This is a genomic window from Sphingomonas aquatilis (assembly GCF_014196115.1).
Taxonomy (GTDB): Bacteria; Pseudomonadota; Alphaproteobacteria; order Sphingomonadales; family Sphingomonadaceae; genus Sphingomonas; species Sphingomonas aquatilis.
Map to the genome: position 1 here is coordinate 87349 of NZ_JACIDB010000004.1, position 18883 is coordinate 106231.

General features: G+C 66.6%; 11 protein-coding genes. 8 read left to right on the forward strand and 3 right to left on the reverse strand.

What is annotated here, in order from left to right:
• Positions 1–7: 7 nt before the first annotated feature.
• Positions 8–400: a hypothetical protein gene (locus tag GGR47_RS11250; RefSeq protein WP_017978960.1), complete on the reverse strand. Its 393-nt coding sequence runs from the start codon at positions 398–400 to the stop codon at positions 8–10.
• 137 nt (positions 401–537) lie between these two features.
• Between GGR47_RS11250 and GGR47_RS11255 the strand changes: the two genes are divergently transcribed.
• Together GGR47_RS11255 and GGR47_RS11260 are read left to right on the forward strand one after the other, a co-directional pair.
• The gene (locus GGR47_RS11255) at positions 538–3219 is read left to right on the forward strand and encodes a valine--tRNA ligase (protein WP_147034696.1); all 2682 of its coding nucleotides are present in this window, start codon (positions 538–540) and stop codon (positions 3217–3219) included.
• Positions 3220–4407: 1188 nt separating this feature from the next.
• Complete coding sequence (locus GGR47_RS11260; RefSeq protein ID WP_147034697.1) at positions 4408–5841, forward strand: MATE family efflux transporter; 1434 nt, start codon at positions 4408–4410, stop codon at positions 5839–5841.
• 21 nt (positions 5842–5862) lie between these two features.
• Here the strand turns inward: GGR47_RS11260 and GGR47_RS11265 are convergent, their stop codons facing one another.
• The gene (locus tag GGR47_RS11265; RefSeq protein WP_147034698.1) at positions 5863–6213 is read right to left on the reverse strand and encodes a hypothetical protein; all 351 of its coding nucleotides are present in this window, start codon (positions 6211–6213) and stop codon (positions 5863–5865) included.
• Between the two features lie 123 nt (positions 6214–6336).
• Here GGR47_RS11265 and GGR47_RS11270 point away from each other — a divergent pair, with 123 nt between their 5' ends.
• The 3 genes from GGR47_RS11270 to GGR47_RS11280 all read left to right on the forward strand — a co-directional run bounded on the left by GGR47_RS11270 (position 6337) and on the right by GGR47_RS11280 (position 11803).
• Positions 6337–7008, forward strand: a complete 672-nt coding sequence (locus tag GGR47_RS11270) for a DUF6445 family protein (protein ID WP_147034699.1) — start codon at positions 6337–6339, stop codon at positions 7006–7008.
• A 175-nt stretch (positions 7009–7183) separates the two neighbouring features.
• A complete protein-coding gene (locus GGR47_RS11275; protein ID WP_147034700.1) occupies positions 7184–10093 on the forward strand; it encodes a TonB-dependent receptor in 2910 nt (969 codons plus the stop codon).
• A 222-nt stretch (positions 10094–10315) separates the two neighbouring features.
• Complete coding sequence (locus GGR47_RS11280; protein WP_147034722.1) at positions 10316–11803, forward strand: tryptophan halogenase family protein; 1488 nt, start codon at positions 10316–10318, stop codon at positions 11801–11803.
• A 176-nt stretch (positions 11804–11979) separates the two neighbouring features.
• Here the strand turns inward: GGR47_RS11280 and GGR47_RS11285 are convergent, their stop codons facing one another.
• Positions 11980–13032 carry a LacI family DNA-binding transcriptional regulator gene (locus GGR47_RS11285; protein ID WP_017978953.1) on the reverse strand — a complete coding sequence of 351 codons (1053 nt, stop codon included), beginning with the start codon at positions 13030–13032 and terminating at the stop codon, positions 11980–11982.
• Between the two features lie 142 nt (positions 13033–13174).
• Here GGR47_RS11285 and GGR47_RS11290 point away from each other — a divergent pair, with 142 nt between their 5' ends.
• From GGR47_RS11290 to GGR47_RS11300, 3 genes are read left to right on the forward strand one after another with little or no spacing between them, the layout of a single operon-like run.
• Entirely contained in the window at positions 13175–15004 is a 1830-nt protein-coding gene (locus tag GGR47_RS11290; protein ID WP_147034701.1) for an alpha-amylase family glycosyl hydrolase, read from the forward strand.
• A gap of 5 nt (positions 15005–15009) precedes the next feature.
• Positions 15010–16632 (forward strand): alpha-glucosidase, encoded by a 1623-nt coding sequence (locus tag GGR47_RS11295; protein ID WP_147034702.1) that lies wholly within the window; start codon positions 15010–15012, stop codon positions 16630–16632.
• Positions 16629–18722 (forward strand): glycoside hydrolase family 97 protein, encoded by a 2094-nt coding sequence (locus GGR47_RS11300; protein WP_147034703.1) that lies wholly within the window; start codon positions 16629–16631, stop codon positions 18720–18722. The genes GGR47_RS11295 and GGR47_RS11300 overlap by 4 nt, the downstream gene beginning before the upstream one ends.
• The last annotated feature ends 161 nt before the right edge of the window (positions 18723–18883 follow it).

Genomic DNA, 18883 nt, shown 5'->3' on the forward strand with positions numbered 1-18883 from the left:
TCGCAGGTCAGGCGGCGCGGCTGAAAGCGGACAGGCGAGGATGCAGGTGGCGCTCCTCCCAGTCCAGCCGGCGGCGCAGCCTGGCCTGTAGCATCAGCACCGCGCGGCGATAGGCGGGGAACTCCGCCTTCACGCGCTGCGGCGGCCAGGCCGCCACCTGCGCGCTATAGTCGCGAATCAGCACCTGCATGTCCGCGGCGCCCTGGATGCGGATCGGGTCGTCTGCGGGCAGCTGCTGACAGCAAGCCTCTTCCCGGGCGACATGCGCCTGGAATGTCTGATAGAATTTTACGCGGGCGCGTTGCAGGTCCGCGTCGAACCCGGTCGATTGGTCCATCGCCATGGCGAAGCTGTGCATCAGCGTTCGCAATTCGTCATGGTCGTGGTGCAGATCGTGCATCGGCTGGCGAACTCTGGTCCGTTGGGGGATCGCCGTACCCCGAAAACATTTACCAAAATCCTATGATGCCAGACGCTTCCGGCACGCTGCACGCACCCTTCTTCTCAGATGCTTCCGCCATGGCTACAGGCATTGCCATGACCGAGCTTCCCAAGACCTTCGACCCCGCGACAATCGAACAGCGTTGGTATGCGCATTGGGAGGCGAACGGCCTGTTCCGTCCCGACCGGCCGAACGCCGAGCCCTGGACGATCGTCAACCCCCCGCCCAACGTGACGGGCAGCCTGCACATCGGCCATGCGCTCGACAACACGCTGCAGGATATCCTGACCCGCCATGCCCGGCTGAAGGGCAAGGATGCCTTGTGGGTTGTCGGCACGGACCATGCCGGCATCGCGACGCAGATGGTCGTCGAGCGCCAGATGAACGCCGCCGGCCAGAAGCGCACCGACCTCAGCCGCGCCGACTTCATCGCCAAGGTGTGGGAATGGAAGGCGGAGAGCGGCGGCCAGATCACACAGCAGCTGCGCCGCCTGGGCTGTTCGATGGACTGGGCCAACGAACGCTTCACCATGGACGAGGGTTTTTCGAAGGCCGTCCTCAAGGTCTTCGTCGAGCTGCATCGCCAAGGCCTGCTCTACCGCGACAAGCGCCTCGTCAACTGGGACCCGGGCCTCGGCACCGCGATCAGCGACCTCGAGGTCGAGACGCGTGAGGTGAAGGGCAGCTTCTGGCGCCTGCGCTATCCGCTCGCCGACGGATCGGGCTTCATCGAGGTCGCGACAACGCGGCCCGAAACGATGCTCGCCGACATGGCGGTCGCGGTGCACCCGGATGACGCGCGCTATACCGCGCTGGTCGGTAAGCTGGTGCGCCTGCCGATCACCGGCCGCCTGATCCCGATCGTCGCCGACGAACATGCCGACCCCGAACTGGGATCGGGCGCGGTGAAGATCACGCCGGGCCACGACTTCAACGACTTCGAGGTCGGCCGCCGCGCCGGGATCGAAGCGCGCGACATGCTCAACATGCTCGATGCCAAGGCGCAGATCGTGCAGACCGCGGACGGCCTGATCCCCGCCGACCTGCTCGGCCTGTCGACCGCGGACGCGCGCAAAGCGATCGTCGCCCGCCTGAAGGACGACGGCGTCCTGATCCCGCACGTCGACAAGGACGGCAACGAGCACGACGCCGAACCGCGCACGATCCAGACGCCGTTCGGCGACCGCTCCGGCGTGGTCATCGAACCCTGGCTGACCGACCAATGGTATGTCGACGCCAAGACGCTCGCCCAACCCGCGATCGAGGCGGTGCGCAGCGAGGCGATCAAGATCGTCCCGAAAACCTGGGAAAAGACCTTCTTCAACTGGATGGAGAACATCCAGCCGTGGTGTGTCAGCCGCCAATTGTGGTGGGGGCACCAGATCCCGGCATGGTTCGCCGACGACGGCCGCGTGTTCGTCGCGGAAACCGAGGCCGAGGCACAGGCCGAAGCGGGCGAGGGCGTTGCGCTCACCCGCGACCCCGACGTCCTCGACACGTGGTTCTCCTCTGCGCTATGGCCGTTCGCGACGCTCGGCTGGCCCGACAACACCGACCCCTCGCTCGGCGGTCGCTATCCCAATGACGTGCTGATCTCCGGCTTCGACATCCTGTTCTTCTGGGATGCGCGGATGATGATGCAGGGCATGCACTTCCTGAAGGATGTGCCCTTCAAGACGCTCTACCTGCACGGCCTCGTCCGCGCGGCGGACGGCGCCAAGATGTCGAAGTCCAAGGGCAATACCGTCGACCCGCTCGGTCTGATCGATACCTATGGCGCCGACGCGCTGCGCTTCTTCATGGCGGCGATGGAAAGCCAGGGCCGCGACATCAAGATGGATGAACGCCGCGTCGAGGGCTATCGCAACTTCGCGACCAAGCTGTGGAACGCCGCGCGCTTCTGCCAGGCGAACGGTATCGGCGCGAGCGCGACGATCGAGGCACCGGCGGCGAGCCTACCGGTCAACGCCTGGATCATCGGCGAAACGATCCAGACCGTACAGGCGATCGACCTCGCTCTCGCCGACCTGCGCTTCGACGCGGCGGCGAACGCCATCTACCAGTTCGTCTGGAGCCGCTTCTGCGATTGGTATCTCGAACTCATCAAGCCGCAGGTCGTCGACGGCGTCCGCGGCGAGATCGACCCGGAGTCCAAGGGGGTCGCCGCCTGGGTGCTCGACCAGATCCTGATCCTGCTCCACCCGTTCATGCCCTTCATCACCGAAGAGCTGTGGCACGCCAACCTGCGCGACCACGACCTGATCGTGGCGCAATGGCCGCAAACCGATGCGCGCAGCCTCGATCCGGCGGCGGAGGCGGAGGTCGCATGGCTGATCCGCCTCGTCGGCGAAATCCGCACGGCGCGTACCGAACTCAACGTGCCGCCCGGTGCAAGGCTGGTGTTGCACACCGTCGACGCCGATGCGCCCTTGCGTGACCGCTTGGGGCGCAACGCCGCAACACTCGGCCGCCTCGCCCGTACGGAGACGGTCAGCTTCGACGCCCCCGCCGCGGGCAGCGTGCTCCAGATCGTGGTCGACGGCACCACCTTCATGCTGCCGGTCGAGGGCGTCATCGATCTCGACGCCGAACGCGCGCGCCTGACTAAGGGCATCGCCGCCGCGGAAAAGGAACGCGACGCGCTCGCCGGCCGCCTAGGCAACGCCAGCTTCGTCGAACGCGCCAAGCCCGAAGCGGTGGAAAAGGCCCGCGCCGACCACGCCGAAAAGGCGGCCGAAGCGGAACGCCTGTCGGCGGCCCTGGCGCGCCTGGGCTAAAGGGGAGGGCGCACCGCTCTCTCCACCCCCACCGTCACCCCGGACTCGTTCCGGGGCCCACTCCGCGGCGAGGGGATGGCTGGAGCCTCTATCGTCCCCCCTGCGGCCCGGTGGACCCCGGACCAAGTCCGGGGTGACGGGTGATTTGCGGTGCCTGTCGCGAGCCTCGCAGAGTGAAATATGGCGGCAGAGCGGTGATCGACCTGCCAAACCGCAACGTGAACTCACCGATCGATCGGCCGCATCGCTAAGAGAAGCCCCCGCCGCTCACCCCACACCCACCGTCACCCGGACTGGTTCCGGGGTCCACTCCGCGGCGAAGGGGATGGCTAAAGGCTCCATCGTTCCCCCGCGGCCCGGTGGACCCCGGAACCAGTCCGGGGTGACGGGTGATTTGCGGTGCCTGTTGCGCGTCTCGCGGAGTGAACAGGGCGGCATAGCGGCGATCGACCCGCCAAACCGGAACGTGAACTCAGCGACCGATCGGCCACATCGCTACTAGAAGGCCACGCCGCTCGCCCCACCCACACCGTCACTCCGGACTCGTTCCGGGGTCCACTCTGCGGCGAGGGGGATGGCTGGAGGCTCCATCGTTCCCCGCGGCCCGGTGGACCCCGCACCAAGTCCGGGGTGACGGGGTATTTGCGGTGCCCGTCGCGCGTGTCGCGGAGTGAAATAGCGCGGTGGAGCGGCGATCGACTTGCCAAACCGCGATGTAAGCTCACCGAGCGATCGGCCACATCGGCACAGGAAGACCACGCCGCTCACCTCACGCACCCCGTCACCCCGGACTTGTTCCGGGGTTCACTCGGCGGCGAGGGGGGTGGCTGGCGGCTCTATCGTTCCCCCCGCGGCCCGGTGGACCCCGGACCAAGTCCGGGGTGACGGAGTGTTTGCGGTGCCTGTCGCGCGTCTCGCGGAATGAAAGGGCAGTGGAGCGGCGATCGACCTGCCGAATCGCAACGTGAGCTCACCGACCGAGCGGCCGCATCGCTACCAGAAGACCACTCCGCTCACCCCACCCCCACCGTCACTCGGACTGGTTCTGGGGTCCTCTCTTCGACTAGGGCAGCGGCAGGGGCTTGAGCGATCTCCGTACGGCCGGAACCAGTCCGGGGTGACGGGCACTTAGACGCTCCGCCGCCCCCTCACTTCACGGGGCGACGACACGCGAAACAAGGACACACCATGGCGAAACCGCAGCGTGACCTCACCACCGGCCCGATCGGTCGCACGCTGCTGCTGTTCGCCCTTCCGACCCTCGGCTCCAGCGTGCTGCAATCGGTCAACGGATCGATTAACGCGATCTGGATCGGTCGCCTGCTCGGCGAGCGCGCGCTGGCGGCGACGACGAACGCCAGCCTCGTCATGTTCCTGCTCATTTCCGCGGTGTTCGGGTTCGGCATGGCCGCGACGATCCTGATCGGTCAGGCGATGGGCCGGCGCGATATCGACGGCGTGCGGCGTGTGTTCGGCACCGCTGCCGGCCTGTTTGGATTGCTCTCCGTCGTCGTCGTGGTGGCGGGCTGGTTCGCGACGCCCGCGATCCTCACCGCGCTGCGCACCCCCGCCGACGCCTATGACCTCGCGCTCGATTATCTGCGCGTCATCTTCGTCTCGATGCCGACCAGCTTCCTCTCGGTCCTGCTGTCGATGGCGTTGCGCGGGGCGGGGGATTCGGTGACGCCGCTCAAGTTCATGGCGCTGGGGTCGCTGCTCGACGTCACGCTCAATCCCGTGCTGATCCGCGGCCTCGGCGGCGTGCCCGAACTCGGCATCGCCGGATCGGCGCTGGCGACCTGCATCGCGAACACCGTCTCGTTCCTCGCGCTTCTCGCCTATGTCTATCGGCAGGACCTCGTCGTCCGGCTGCGCGGGGCCGAATGGCGCTATCTGATCCCCGATCCCGCGCTGCTCCGGCCGATCGTGACCAAGGGCGTGCCGATGGGCCTCCAGATGCTGGTCGTGACCGCCTCGGCGCTGGCGATGATCGGCCTCATCAACAGTTACGGCACCACCACCACCGCGGCTTATGGCGCGGCGAACCAGCTGTGGACCTATATCCAGATGCCTGCGATGGCGGTGGGCGCGGCGGTCAGCGCTATGGCGGCGCAGAATATCGGGGCAGGGCGGTGGGACCGGGTGGCGCGGGTGACGCGCGCGGGCGTGCTGATCAACCTCGCGATGACCGCCGCGCTGATCGGTGCGGTGGCGCTTGCCGATCGGACCGCGCTCGGCCTGTTCCTCGGCAGCGACGCGACGTCGATCGATCTGGCCGCACACATCAACATCGTCGGGTCGGTCAGCTTCCTGTTCTTCGGCGTGTCGATGGTGCTCGCCTCGACCGTGCGCGCGAACGGCGCCGTGGTCGGGCCGCTGGTGATCCTGGCGGTTGCGCTGTTCCCGGTCCGGCTGGGCATCGCCTATGCGCTGCAGCCGATGCTCCACGCCGACGCGATCTGGTGGAGCTTTCCCGCCGGTACGCTCGCGTCGATGGCGATGACGATCGCCTATTACCGCTATGGCAACTGGCGGAAGGGTCGCCTGATGCCCGCCGCGCATTGCGAGGAACAGGCGAAGGCAGAGGTCGAACCCGCCGCCCGGCAGATGCCGCTGGGCTGACGGGTTCGCCCGTGATGCCGCTTAGCCGCCGGCCTTCGCCGGTACGCCGGTCACGTCCGCGGTGCCGTCGTCGCCGATCGTGATCAGCCATGCGCCGCCATCGGTGCAGCGGACGGCCCACACCGGCTTGCCGTTGTTATCCTTCTGGCGCAGCGTGTCGGCGATGCCCTGGCACGATTGTTTGGCGTCATCGATCGCGCGGTACAGCACGCCGTTCAGCTGGCGCGGCGGCAGTGCCAGCACCTTGGCGATATAGCCGCTGCCCTGCGACGTGGCGGTGGTGTTTGCCGCGGCGGTCTCGTTCGATCCGCCCTGCGTCCCGCACCCTGCCAGCGCCATGCCCAAAACCAAGACCGGCCATCCACGCATCATGATCGTCCCTCGCTTGTCCGCCGCGTTCGTAGCGCGGTCGACCGTTAAACGCGATCGATACGCATCCGTTCCGGACTTATCGCCGCGGTTGAACCGTATCGCCGACGGCGGCACACGCACAGGATGAACTGGCAGATATCGGTCGAGCGCCACGGCGCAGAGGAACAGCCCGTCGTCGTGATCGACGGCTTTGCCGACGCCGCGCGCTTCCGCGACGACGCCGCCTTCCTGTCGTTCGCGCCGATCGGCCCGCATTATCCCGGCATCCGCGCGGTGGTGGCGCCGCCGATGCTGCGCGATCCCCTCGCGCGCCTCGCGCCCATCGCTGCGGAGGTGTTCGGCGCGGGCGCGCTGGAGGTGGTCGACGCATTCTATTCGATCGTCACCACGCCGCCATCGGCGCTCACCCCGATCCAGCGCCTGCCGCATTTCGACGAAGTCTCGCCGCGCCGCCTCGCGCTGCTCCATTATCTCTCGCCCGACGAATCGAGCGGCACTGCTTTCTATCGCCATCGCAGCACCGGCTTCGAATCGATCGATGCCGCCCGCCTGCCCGCCTATCGCACCGCGCTCGACGCCGATCTCGCGGCCCATGGCCTGCCGGACGCCGCCTATATCGCGGGCGACACACCGGTGTTCGAGCGCATCGCGCTGCACCAGGGGCGCTTCAACCGCGCGATCCTCTATCGCTCCAACACGCTGCATTGTGCGCATCTGCCCGACATGCTGTCGTTCGATCCGGACCCTGAAACGGGCCGGCTGACGGTCAATAGCTTCCTGGAATTGCGCGACTAATCCGCTGTTGCGGAAAAGACACGGCGGCTGCGAGGCGCAATGCATGCATCCGTGAATACGTATGTGGCCAACTTGGCACCTAATCCTCTCGCGTTCACAAGCCCGCAACACAGTCAGCCGATCGTCCGCGATGGTAGCGGGCGGGGGCATGGCATTCGTCAGGGGGAGGATTTTCGTGTCCCACATCGATTCCAGTTTTTCGCGTCGTGCGCTGATCGCGCTGCGCTCCAGCACCGTTGCGATCGGCAGCGTGCTGCTCGTCACCGGCGGCACCGCCTTCGCGGAGGAAGCGCCCAACCCGCAGTCGCCTACCGCCAACCCGCCCGCCGCCGCGACGGTGCAGGCGCCGGCCCCCGCTGCCGACCCGACGCCGAACCAGGCCGCCGCCGTCCAGCAGACTGCCGCCAATGCCGCCGCCGATGATGGCGACATCGTCGTCACCGGCATCCGCGCCAGCCTGGCCAACTCGGCGAAGATCAAGCGTGATTCGACGCTGATCGTCGACAGCGTCTCGGCCGAAGACGTCGGCAAGCTGCCCGACGTGTCGATCGCCGACAGCCTTGCCCGCCTGCCGGGCGTCACCGCGCAGCGCCTCGAAGGCCGCGACCAGCGCCTGTCGATCCGCGGCCTCGGCCCCGATTTCTCCACGACGCTGCTCAACGGCCGCGAACAGGTGACCGTCGGCGATAACCGCGGCGTCGAATACGATCAGTATCCGTCGGAATTCTTCCGCAACGTCAACGTCTACAAGTCGGCGAACGCCACGCTGATCGCCGCGGGCATCTCGGGCACCGTCGACCTGCGCATGCTGCGTCCGCTCGATCAGTCGCAGCGCGTCTTCGCGATCAACGCGCGCGGCCAGATGAACGGCATCGACAATCTGAACCCGGATTCGTCGCGCTACGGCTATCGCGCCTCGGCGACGTACATCGACAAGTTCGCCGACAACACGCTCGGCATCGCGATCGGCGTGTCGGCGACGCAGACGCCCTCGCAGGATGAACGCTACAACGCCTGGGGCTATTCGGGCAGCGGCACCGCGGCCGACCCGTACGTGCTGGGCGGCGCCAAGCCCTATGTCCAGTCGAACGAGCTGCGCCGCTATGGCGCGGTGGCGACGATCGAGTGGGCCCCGTCGGAGAATTTCCACTCGACGTTCGACGCGCTCTATTCGCACTTCACCGAAGAACAGCGCCTGCGCGGCATCGAATTCCCGCTCGGCTTCTCGGATCCCGTCAAGAGCGGCATCACGACGAATAATGGTTTCGCCACCGCGACGACGTTCAGCAACGTCTTCGCCGTGCAGCGCAACGACTATAACAAGCGCACCGCAGAGAACCTGTCGCTCGGCTGGAACAACGATTTCAAGATCGCCGACAATCTGCACTTCAACGTCGATGCCAGCTGGAGCCGCGCGGACCGCACCGACTTCCTGCTCGAAACCAACACCGGCACCGGGTTTGCCAAGAGCGGCGTCGCCGATCGCGTGACCGTGACGCAGAATGCGAACGGCACCTACAAGATCGTGCCGACGCTGGATTACACCAACACCAGCATCTTCAAGCTGACCGACCCGCAGGGCTGGGGCAACAACGGCACGCAGCCGGTCGTCCAGTCGGGCTTCCTCAACCAGCCGAAGTTCCGCGACGATCTGAAGTCGCTGCGCGCCGCACTGAAGGGCGACATCGACGGCAGCATCATCAAGAGCTGGGAAGTCGGCGGCAACTACAGCCGTCGTGAAAAGACCAGCGCCTACACCTCCTACTTCCTCTGCCCGACCGGCGGCGGCACCAACTGCACCGTCGCCAGCGGCACCCCGCTGACCGCGCCGCTGCCCACCGCCGCGCTGCTCGGCACCAACATCCCGCTGACCTATCTCGGCATCCCCGCGATGCTGACCTGGGATCCGCTGTACGTTTACAACAACGCGCTGAATAAGGCGTTCGACGGCCGTCCCTCGGCGCTGGTCCGCGACAATGTCGTGACCGAGAACGTCTGGACCGGCTATGCCCAGGCGAACATCGACGGCGAACTCGGCGGCAAGTCGGTGAAGGGCGCGCTCGGCGTGCAGGTTATTCGCAGCGAACAGCGCGGCACCGGCCAGATCGCCAGCGTCAACAACGGCATCGTGACGATCGCGCCGGCCGACCAGAAGTCGACCTACACCAACGTCCTGCCCTCGGCGACCTTCTCGGTCGAGCTGATCGACAGCGGCTACGTCAAGCTGGGTGCGTCGCAGACGATGATCCGTCCGCGCCTCGACCAGGAGCGCGTGACGCAGGATGTGTCGATCAACTTCCAGAACATCGGCTCGACGCAGCAGGGGGGACTTGCGCCCGTCTTCTCGTCGAACGGCGGCAACGTCGCATTGCGGCCCTACCAGTCGACCAACATCGATCTCTCGCTGGAGAAGTATTTCGACGGCGGTGGTTACGTGGCGCTGTCGGGTTACTTCAAGCACCTGACCGACTTCGTCGATCCGAACAACACGATCGCTTATGACTTCTCGTCGCTGCTGAACGCGCTGTCGGCGGCGGATCGGGCGAAGCTGCTGCCGGGTCAGCAGATCGGCAACGTCTCGTCTCCGGCCAACACCGGCCGCGGCGAAGTGCTGGGTGTCGAAGCCACGCTGTCGCTGCCGTTCAAGACGCTGACCAGCGCGCTCGACGGCTTCGGCATGTTCGTGACCGGCAACTACACCGACTCGCGGATCGTCTATCGCAACAACCCGACGCCGATCACGCTGCCGGGCCTCTCGGATGTCGTCGCCAGCGGCACGCTCTACTTCGAAAAGTATGGCTTCCAGGCGCGCGTCAACTATCGGTACCGGTCGGACTTCCTCGCCGAAGTCGCGGGCCTCTCGGCCTCGCCGACCTACCGCACGGCTAAGTCGGAAGGCATCCTCGACGCGCAGGTCGGATATGAATTCCAGGAGGGCTTCCTCAAGGGCTTCTCGATCCTCGCCCAGGCGAAGAACCTGACCGATCGTCCGTTCATCACCTATCAGAACAACGACGTCCGTCAGGTGATCGACTATCAGCGCTACGGCCGCGATTATTACATCGGCATCACCTACAAGTTCTGATCCGGCCTATCCGTCATTGCGAGGGAAGCGCGGCAATCCAGAGCCGGACCAGGCGGCCCTGGATTGCTTCGCTCCGCTCGCAATGACGAACCGAGGTTGGCTTCGCGGCATCATACCCAATCCCCGTTTCCTTCCCCGGAAACCTTCGGGCTGTCGTCATGTGACGGCAGCCCGTTTTCTTGATAGGCCAGCAGCATGGCGGACACTCCTCTCACCACGCCCATGACCACGATCGTCATCGCCGGTGGCGGCACCGCGGGCTGGATGGCCGCGGCGGCCTTCGGCGGCCTGCTCGAAAGCGGCTACCGTATCCGGCTGGTCGAATCCGAAGAGATCGGCACCGTCGGCGTCGGCGAGGCGACCATCCCGCAGATTCGCCTGTTCAACCAGGCGCTGGGGCTGGACGAGGACGCCTTTCTCCGCGCGACCGGCGGCACGTTCAAGCTCGGCATCGCTTTCGACGGCTGGCGCGAGCCCGGCCACAGCTACATGCATGCGTTCGGCGACGTCGGCCGCGACGTCGGGCTGATCGCATTCCAGCATTATTGGCTGCGTGCGCGCCAGCTCGGCCTTGCCAAGTCGCTCGACGCCTATGCCCTCAACGAGGTCGCCGCGCGCGCCGGCCGTATGCACCGCGGCGGGCCGATCACCGCGCAGACGCTGCCGACGATGCCCTACGCCTTCCACTTCGACGCAGGGCTGTACGCCGCCTACCTGCGCCGCTTCGCCGTCAACCGCGGGGTCGAGCGCACCGAAGGCACGATCGATCGCGTCGAACGGAACGGCGACACCGGCGACATCGCCGCTTTGGTCCTCGCCTCGGGCGAACGGGTCGTGGGCGACCTGTTCCTCGACTGCACCGGCTTTCGCGGCCTGTTGATCGAGGGCGCGCTCGAAACGGGCTATGACGATTGGACGCACTGGTTGCCCTGCGACCGCGCCGTCGCGGTGCCCAGCGCCAACATCGACGCACCGCTGCCGTATACGCGGGCGATCGCGCGCGAGGCGGGGTGGCAATGGCGCATCCCGCTCCAGCATCGCACCGGCAACGGCTATGTCTATTGCAGCCGCTATCTCTCCGACGATGCCGCCGCCGCGGCGCTGCTGGCGAATATCGAGGGCGAGGCACAGTCAGACTCCCGCCACCTTCGCTTCGTCACCGGCCGCCGCAAGCGTGCCTGGAACCGCAACGTCGTCGCGCTGGGCTTGGCGAGCGGCTTCCTCGAACCGCTTGAATCGACCAGCATCCACATGATCCAGTCCGCCATCGCCCGGCTGGTGAAGCTGCTCCCCGCCTTGCCGATTCCGCAAGCGCTACGCGACGAATACAACCGCCAGACCGATTTCGAGATCGAGCGCATCCGCGACTTCCTGATCCTCCATTATTGGGCGAACGGCCGCACCGAACCCTTCTGGAAGGAACGCCGCGAGGCCGACCTACCCGACACGCTCCGCACCAAGATCGCGCTCTGGCAACAGGCCGGCACGATCACCCGCGAACATGAGGAGCTGTTCACCGAAGACGGCTGGCTGCAGGTTCTGGCGGGGCAGGGGGTGGAGGCGACCGCCTATCACCCGCTCGCCGACCAGATCGGCGTCGAGGACTTAGGCGAATATATGGAAACGCTCGAACTGCTCTACCGCCGCGAGGCACAGGCGATGCCCCCCCACGCCGACGTCATCGCCCGCCACTGCGCCGTCCGGCCCTGAACCTCCCCGTCATTTCCTTCCGCCACCGTCATCCCGGCCTTGAGCCGGGATCCCGCTTCTTTTTCTGCGCCGGCCGGGAATAGCGGGACCCCGGATCAAGTCCGGGGTGACGAACATTAGATGTCGCCGCACCCCGTATAGGATCGTTTCGCCCAAGGCGTTCATGTTGTCTATCGTCAGGCGGACGCCCGTACGATCAACCGCGGCTGCAACAGCGCCGTATCGGTTGGCTGGTCCGCGATCCGGCGCAGCAGCGTGTCGACCAGCACCTCGCCCGCCTTGCGATAATCCTGGGCGATCGTGGTGAGCGGCGGCTGCGTCGTCGCCGCGGCGGGAATGTCGTCGAAGCCGATGATCGCCACATCCTCCGGCACGCGCCGCCCCGCCTCGGTCAGTGCGCGCACCGCGCCCAGCGCGATCAGGTCCGATGCCGCGAACAGCGCGTCGAACGGCAGGTCCCGCGCCAGCAGTCGCTTCGTCGCGTCATAGCCCGATTGCTCGACCGACAGCGCGTCGGCGTGCAGGCCGGGATCAACCGGCAGACCCGCCGCGCGCAACGCCGCGCACAGCCCGCGATAGCGGTCGCGGAACTCGGGATAATGATCGTCGGCGTCGCCGATGAAGCCGATCCGCGTGGCGCCGCGTGCGATCAGATGTTCGCCCGCCATCCGCCCGCCGGCAATATTGTCGCAGCCGATCGTCACCCCGATCGGATGCGCGTCGACCGATCCCCAGCGCACGAAATGCGTGCCCTGCGCCACCAGCGCCTCAAGCCGCGCCTTGTACAGCTCGTAATCGCCATAGCCGAGCAGGATGATCCCGTCCGCCTTGCGACTGTCCTCGTAATCGGTGTGCCAGTCGGCGGACAGCTGCTGGAACGAGGTGAGCAGGTCGTACCCCCGCGCCGCGCAGGTGCGCAGGATCGACCCCAGCATGGAGAGGAAGAAGGGATTGATGAAGCTGCCGTCGTCCAGCGGGTCTTCGAAGAAGAGCAGGGCCAGCGTCATGCTCTGCCCGCGCCGCAGCGACGACGCGTTCTTGTCGACCTTGTAGTTAAGCTGCCGCGCGATCGCCTCGATCCGCATCCGCGTCGCGCTGCTGACCGTGCGGTCGCCACGCAGCGCCCGGCTGACCGTCGGCTGCGATACGCCGGCGAGCGCGGCGATGTCGAACGAGGTCGGCGGCTTGTCGCCCGCGCCCGTTCCTCGTCCTCTGCTCTTCACGGCCATGCGGGACTGTAGCCAAAGCCGGGCGGTAGGGATAGCGGCGTTGAATACGTATGCCCTATGCTTGGCTTGGGGGCGCAGGGTCCGCACAAGGCGGGCCGGACGCGGCCGGCGACGGATCGGCTGCGCGTGACTTGGGGGATGCATGCTGAAGCTGGCCACACGAACCGCAACCGCGCTCGCGCTGCTGTTCGCCGCACCCGCCGCGCCCGCCCAGACGGCGGCCACCGATTACCGCGCGCGCCTGCCGCAGGATGAGGTGATCTACTTCCTGCTTCCCGACCGGTTCGAAAATGCCGATCCCACCAACGATCGCGGCGGCCTGACGGGCGACCGCACCGTCACCGGTTTCGATCCCACCGCCAAGGGCTTCTACCACGGTGGCGACCTCAAAGGGCTGACCAAGCGCCTCGATTACATCCAGTCGCTTGGCGCGACGGCCCTGTGGGTCGGCCCGATCTTCAAGAACAAGCCGGTGCAGGGCGCCCCCGGCCAACAGTCCGCCGGCTATCACGGCTATTGGATCACCGACTTTACCCAGGTTGATCCGCACCTCGGCACCAATCAGGATTTCGCCGACCTCGTCGCCGCCGCGCACAAGCGGGGCATGAAGGTCTATATGGACATCATCATCAACCACACCGCCGACGTGATCCAGTATCGCGAATGCGTCGGCCAGCGCGAATGCCCCTACCGCAGCCGCGCCGATTATCCCTATCAGCGCCGCGGCGGCGTGACGGGTAAGGCCATCAATCCCGGCTTCGTCGGCGACCAGGACCGCAGCGCCGCGAACTTCGCGAAGCTTACCGACCCGACCTACGCCTACACGCCCTTCGTGCCGGCGAAGGAAAAGGACGTGAAGGTCCCCGCCTGGCTCAACGACGTCACCCTCTACCACAATCGCGGCGACACGACCTATCGCAACGAAAGCTCGACGATGGGCGACTTCGTCGGCCTCGACGACCTGATGACGGAGAACCCGCGCGTCCTCAGCGGCATGATCGACATCTTCGGCGGCTGGATCGACCGCTACGGCATCGACGGCTTCCGCATCGATACCGCCCGCCACGTCAATCCGGAATTATGGGCGGCCTTCGTCCCCGCGATGGAAGCGCGCGCCAAGGCGAAGGGCATCCCCAACTTCCACATCTTCGGCGAAGTCTCCGACCATGAGGTGCGCCCCGCCGTGCTCGCCCAGCACACGGTGGTCGACAAGCTGCCCGCCGTGCTGGACTTTGCGTTCCGCCAGGCGGTGGTCGAAACGGTCGCCGGCACCCGCGGCACCGACGCGTTCGAGGCGCTGTTCGACGGCGACGCGCTCTACGCCAAGGGCTATGACACCGCGATCCAGCTGCCGACCTTCACCGGCAACCACGACGATGGGCGCTTCTCCACTTTCGTGCGCAAGGCCTTCCCCAAGGCGAGCGATGCGGAGGTGCTGCAACGCGTGATGCTGTCGAACGCGATGCTGCTGAGCTTGCGCGGCGTGCCGACCATCTATTCGGGTGACGAACAGGGCTTCGTCAGCGACGGCAACGACCAGGACGCGCGCGAGGACATGTTCGCGAGCAAGGTCGCCAGCTACAATGACAACCGCCTGCTCGGGACCAGCAAGACGACCGCGACGGAGAGCTTTGGCCAGGACAATCCGCTGTTCCGGCAGACCGCGATGCTGGCCAAGCTGCGCACCGCCACCCCCGCGCTGACCCGCGGCCGCCAGTTGCTCCGCGCTCGTGAGGACACGCCCGGCCTGCTCGCCATCTCGCGTTTCGACCCGACGAACGGGGCAGAGGTGCTGCTGGCGTTCAACACGTCCACCACGCCGCTGACCCGTCAGGTTGAGATCGGCGTCGGCGCCACCGGCGCCAAGACGCTCGCCGGCACCGGATGCGGCGCGGTCGCCGCGCCCGGCAGCCTCACTGTCACGCTGCCGCCGCTCGGCTATGCGATCTGCGCGCTGACCCCAGCACGATGAGCCATATGCAACCTCCCCAGGACCGCCCCCAAGACCGTGCCTGGTGGCACGGCGCCACCATCTATCAGATCTATCCGCGCAGCTTCGCCGATTCGAACGGCGACGGCATCGGCGACCTGCCCGGCATCACCGCGCACCTCGACCATGTCGCGAGCCTGGGCGTCGAAGCGATCTGGCTGTCGCCCTTCTTTCGATCGCCGATGGCCGACTTCGGCTATGATGTGTCCGATTATTGCGACGTCGATCCGATCTTCGGCACGCTTGCCGATTTCGATGCCCTCGTCGCCCGCGCGCATGCGCTGGGGGTGAAGGTCATCATCGATCAGGTCTGGGCGCACACCAGCGACCGGCACCCCTGGTTCGAGGAAAGCCGGGCCAGCCGCGACAACCCCCGCGCCGATTGGTACGTCTGGCACGATCCCAAGCCCGACGGCTCGCCGCCCAACAACTGGCAGTCGGTGTTCGGCGGTCCGGCGTGGACGTGGGACGCGCGCCGCCGCCAATATTACATGCACAACTTCCTGAAGGAGCAGCCGCAGGTCAACGGCCACCATCCGGCGGTGCAGCAGGCGTTCCTCGACGTCGCCCGCTTCTGGCTGGAGCGGGGCATCGACGGCTTCCGCATCGACGCGATCAACTTCATGATGTTCGATCCCGGCTTCCGCGACAATCCGCCGGCGCCGCTGGACGACGGCATCCCGCGCACCCGGCCGTTCGATTATCAGCTCCACACCTACAACCAGAGCCACGACGCGATCCCCGGCTTCCTCGAGCGCATCCGCGCGTTGTTCGACAGCTATGACGCGCGCTTCACCGTGGCCGAGGTCGGCGGTGCCGACAGCGATCGCGAGATGAAGCTGTTCACCGCCGAAGGCCGCCGTCTGCACAGCGCCTATGGCTTCGACTTCCTCTACGCCCCCGGACTGACGCCCGCGGTGGTCGCCGAGGCGGTGGAGAAATGGCCCGAGCAGGACGGCGTCGGCTGGCCGAGCTGGGCGTTCGAGAACCACGACGCCCCCCGCGCCATCTCGCGCTGGGTCGCGCCGGAGCAGGCGCGGGCCTTCGCCCGCATGAAGATGCTGCTGCTGGCAAGCTTACGCGGCAATATCTTCCTATATTACGGCGAGGAGCTGGGTCTGACCCAGGTCGATGTGCCGTTCGAAGACCTGCAAGACCCGGAAGCCATCGCCAACTGGCCGCGCACGTTGTCGCGTGACGGTGCGCGGACGCCGATGCCGTGGCAGGCCGATGCGCCCAACCTGGGGTTCTCTACGGCCAAGCCGTGGCTGCCGATCGGTGACGATCATGGCGCGCTGGCAGTGGACCGGCAGGAGCGGGACCCGCATGCGCTGCTCCACTGGACTCGCGACGTGCTCGCCCTGCGCAAGGCGTATCCGGCGCTGCTGACCGGCGATATCCGCATCGTTGCGGCGGACGACGCCATGCTCGCGATCGAACGGCGTGCCGCGAACGAGACGATGCTGTGCGTCTTCAACCTGTCGCCCGAGCCGCAGCGCTGGGCGCCGGAGCAGCCCGACCAGTGGCAGACCGTCGCCGAGACCGCGACGCAGGGCTGGCATTTCGACGGATATGGCGCATTGATCGCCAAAAGAACGGGAGAGGCATGATGAGGCATTTCACGATCGGCGCCGCGATGGCGCTGGTGCTGGCGGCGGGCGCTGCCGTCGCCCAGACGGATCCCAATGCCGTCGCGCAGATCCCCACCGCCAGCTTCAAGCCCGTCGCGACCGCCACATCGCCCGACGGCTCGATCGCGCTCACCATCGCCTTCGATAACGACGGCCGCCCCACCTATGCCGTCAGCCGCAAGGGCAAGGCGATCCTCAACCCCAGCCGGCTCGGCATCATGTTCACCGATGCGCCGAAGATCGAGCGCAACGTCGAGCTGATCGGCCAGTCCAAGGCGAGCGGCGACAGCAGCTGGACGCAGCCCTTCGGCGAATGGCGGACGATCCGCGACCGCCACAACGAACTGACCCTCCGCTTCCGCGAGAAGACGGGCTTGAAGCGCGAGATGGACGTCACCTTCCGCCTGTTCGATGACGGCTTGGGCTTCCGCTACAGCTTCCCCGACCAGCCGAACCTGCATAAGGCCAATATCTCGGACGAGCTGACCGAATTCGCTTTCGCCCAGAACGGCACCGCCTGGTGGAAGCCGGCATATCTGTGGAACCGCGAGGAATATCTCTACAACAAGACGCCGCTCGACGCGGTCGGCACCGCGCAGACGGTGATGACGGTGAAGCTCGCCGACGGCACGCATGCCGCACTGCACGAGGCGGCGCTGGTCGATTATGCCGCGATGAACCTCGCGCGCAGCGAAGGAAACACCTTCAAGGCCTCGCTGACGCCCGGCGCGGGTGCGCCCAAGGTCACGCGCGCGGCGCCCTTCGCCTCGCCCTGGCGCACGATCATCCTGTCGGACGATGCGCCGGGCCTCTACATGAGCCACCTCGAGCTGAACCTCAACGAGCCGAACAAGCTCGGCGACGTCAGCTGGCTGAAGCCCGCCAAGTTCGTCGGCGTGTGGTGGAAGATGATCAAGGGCGAATGGACCTGGGCGACCGGGCCGCAGCACGGCGCGACCACCGCCAACGTCAAAAAGTATATCGACTTCGCCGCCGCGAACAAAATTCCCGGCGTGCTGGTCGAGGGCTGGAACGTCGGCTGGGACGGCGACTGGTTCGGCAACGGCAACGACATGCAATTCGACCAGCCGACGCCCGATTTCGACGCCGCCGAGCTGACCCGCTACGCCAAGGCGAAGGGTGTCCACCTCGTCGGCCATAACGAGACGGGCGGCTCGGCGAGCCACTACGACGCGCAGCTCGACCGCGCCTTCGCCTATGCCCGCGATCACGGCATTCCGGTCGTGAAGACCGGCTACGTCACCGACGCCGCGCAGATCGAACGCGTCGACGCCGACGGGACGAAGAAGCGCGAATGGCATGAGGGTCAGTGGATGGTGAACCACTATCTGCGCGTCGTGCAGACTGCCGCCAAGTACAAGGTCGGGATCGACAGTCACGAACCCGTCAAGGACACCGGCCTGCGCCGCACCTACCCCAACTGGCTCGCCCGCGAGGGCGGTCGCGGCATGGAATATAACGCCTGGCCAGGCAAGAACCCGCCCAACCACGAAGCCAATATGTTCTTCACCCAGTGGCTCGGCGGCCCGATGGACTTCACGCCGGGTATGCTGAGCCTGGAAGGGCAGGGCGGCAGCGCGTTGATGTCGACCGCGGCGAAGCAGCTGGCGCTCTACGTCGTCATCTATTCGCCGGTGCAGATGGCGGCGGATACGCCCGAAAACTACGCCAAGCACATGGATGCCTTCCAATTCATCCGCGACGTGCCGGTCGACTGGTCGGACACGCGCGTGCTGAACGGCGAGGTCGGCGATTACGTCACCGTGGCGCGCAAGGATCGCGCGAGCGACGATTGGTATCTCGGCAGCATCACCAACGAGAGCGGCCGGACGCTGAACGTCGCCCTCGACTTCCTCGATCCGGGTCGCAGCTATACCGCCGAAATCTATCGCGACGGCACGGGCGCGGACTATCGCACCGACGCCCGCCACGCGATCGCGATCGAGAAGCGGGAGGTAAAGAAGGGCGGCACGATGACGCTCGCCTTGGCGCCCGGCGGCGGTCAGGCGATCCGCTTCGTCGCGAGTGGCAAGGCCCGCCGGAAGTAAGTGGACGCGCGGCTGCCTGTCCATAACCGTCACCCCGGACTTGTTCCGGGGTCCACTCGTCCGCGGGGGGAACGCCTGAGCCTCTTGCCCGTCCCCCCGTTGCACAGTGGACCCCGGACCAAGTCCGGGGTGACGGAGAAGATGGGGCAGGCCGCCGAGTT

Excerpts from the sequence above, each read along its gene's own strand:
- GGR47_RS11250 (WP_017978960.1), bottom strand. The coding sequence starts at position 400 with ATGCACGATCTGCACCACGACCATGACGAATTGCGAACGCTGATGCAC.
- GGR47_RS11255 (WP_147034696.1), top strand. The coding sequence starts at position 538 with ATGACCGAGCTTCCCAAGACCTTCGACCCCGCGACAATCGAACAGCGT.
- GGR47_RS11260 (WP_147034697.1), top strand. The coding sequence starts at position 4,408 with ATGGCGAAACCGCAGCGTGACCTCACCACCGGCCCGATCGGTCGCACG.
- GGR47_RS11265 (WP_147034698.1), bottom strand. The coding sequence starts at position 6,213 with ATGATGCGTGGATGGCCGGTCTTGGTTTTGGGCATGGCGCTGGCAGGG.
- GGR47_RS11270 (WP_147034699.1), top strand. The coding sequence starts at position 6,337 with ATGAACTGGCAGATATCGGTCGAGCGCCACGGCGCAGAGGAACAGCCC.
- GGR47_RS11280 (WP_147034722.1), top strand. The coding sequence starts at position 10,316 with ATGACCACGATCGTCATCGCCGGTGGCGGCACCGCGGGCTGGATGGCC.
- GGR47_RS11285 (WP_017978953.1), bottom strand. The coding sequence starts at position 13,032 with ATGGCCGTGAAGAGCAGAGGACGAGGAACGGGCGCGGGCGACAAGCCG.
- GGR47_RS11290 (WP_147034701.1), top strand. The coding sequence starts at position 13,175 with ATGCTGAAGCTGGCCACACGAACCGCAACCGCGCTCGCGCTGCTGTTC.
- GGR47_RS11295 (WP_147034702.1), top strand. The coding sequence starts at position 15,010 with ATGCAACCTCCCCAGGACCGCCCCCAAGACCGTGCCTGGTGGCACGGC.
- GGR47_RS11300 (WP_147034703.1), top strand. The coding sequence starts at position 16,629 with ATGATGAGGCATTTCACGATCGGCGCCGCGATGGCGCTGGTGCTGGCG.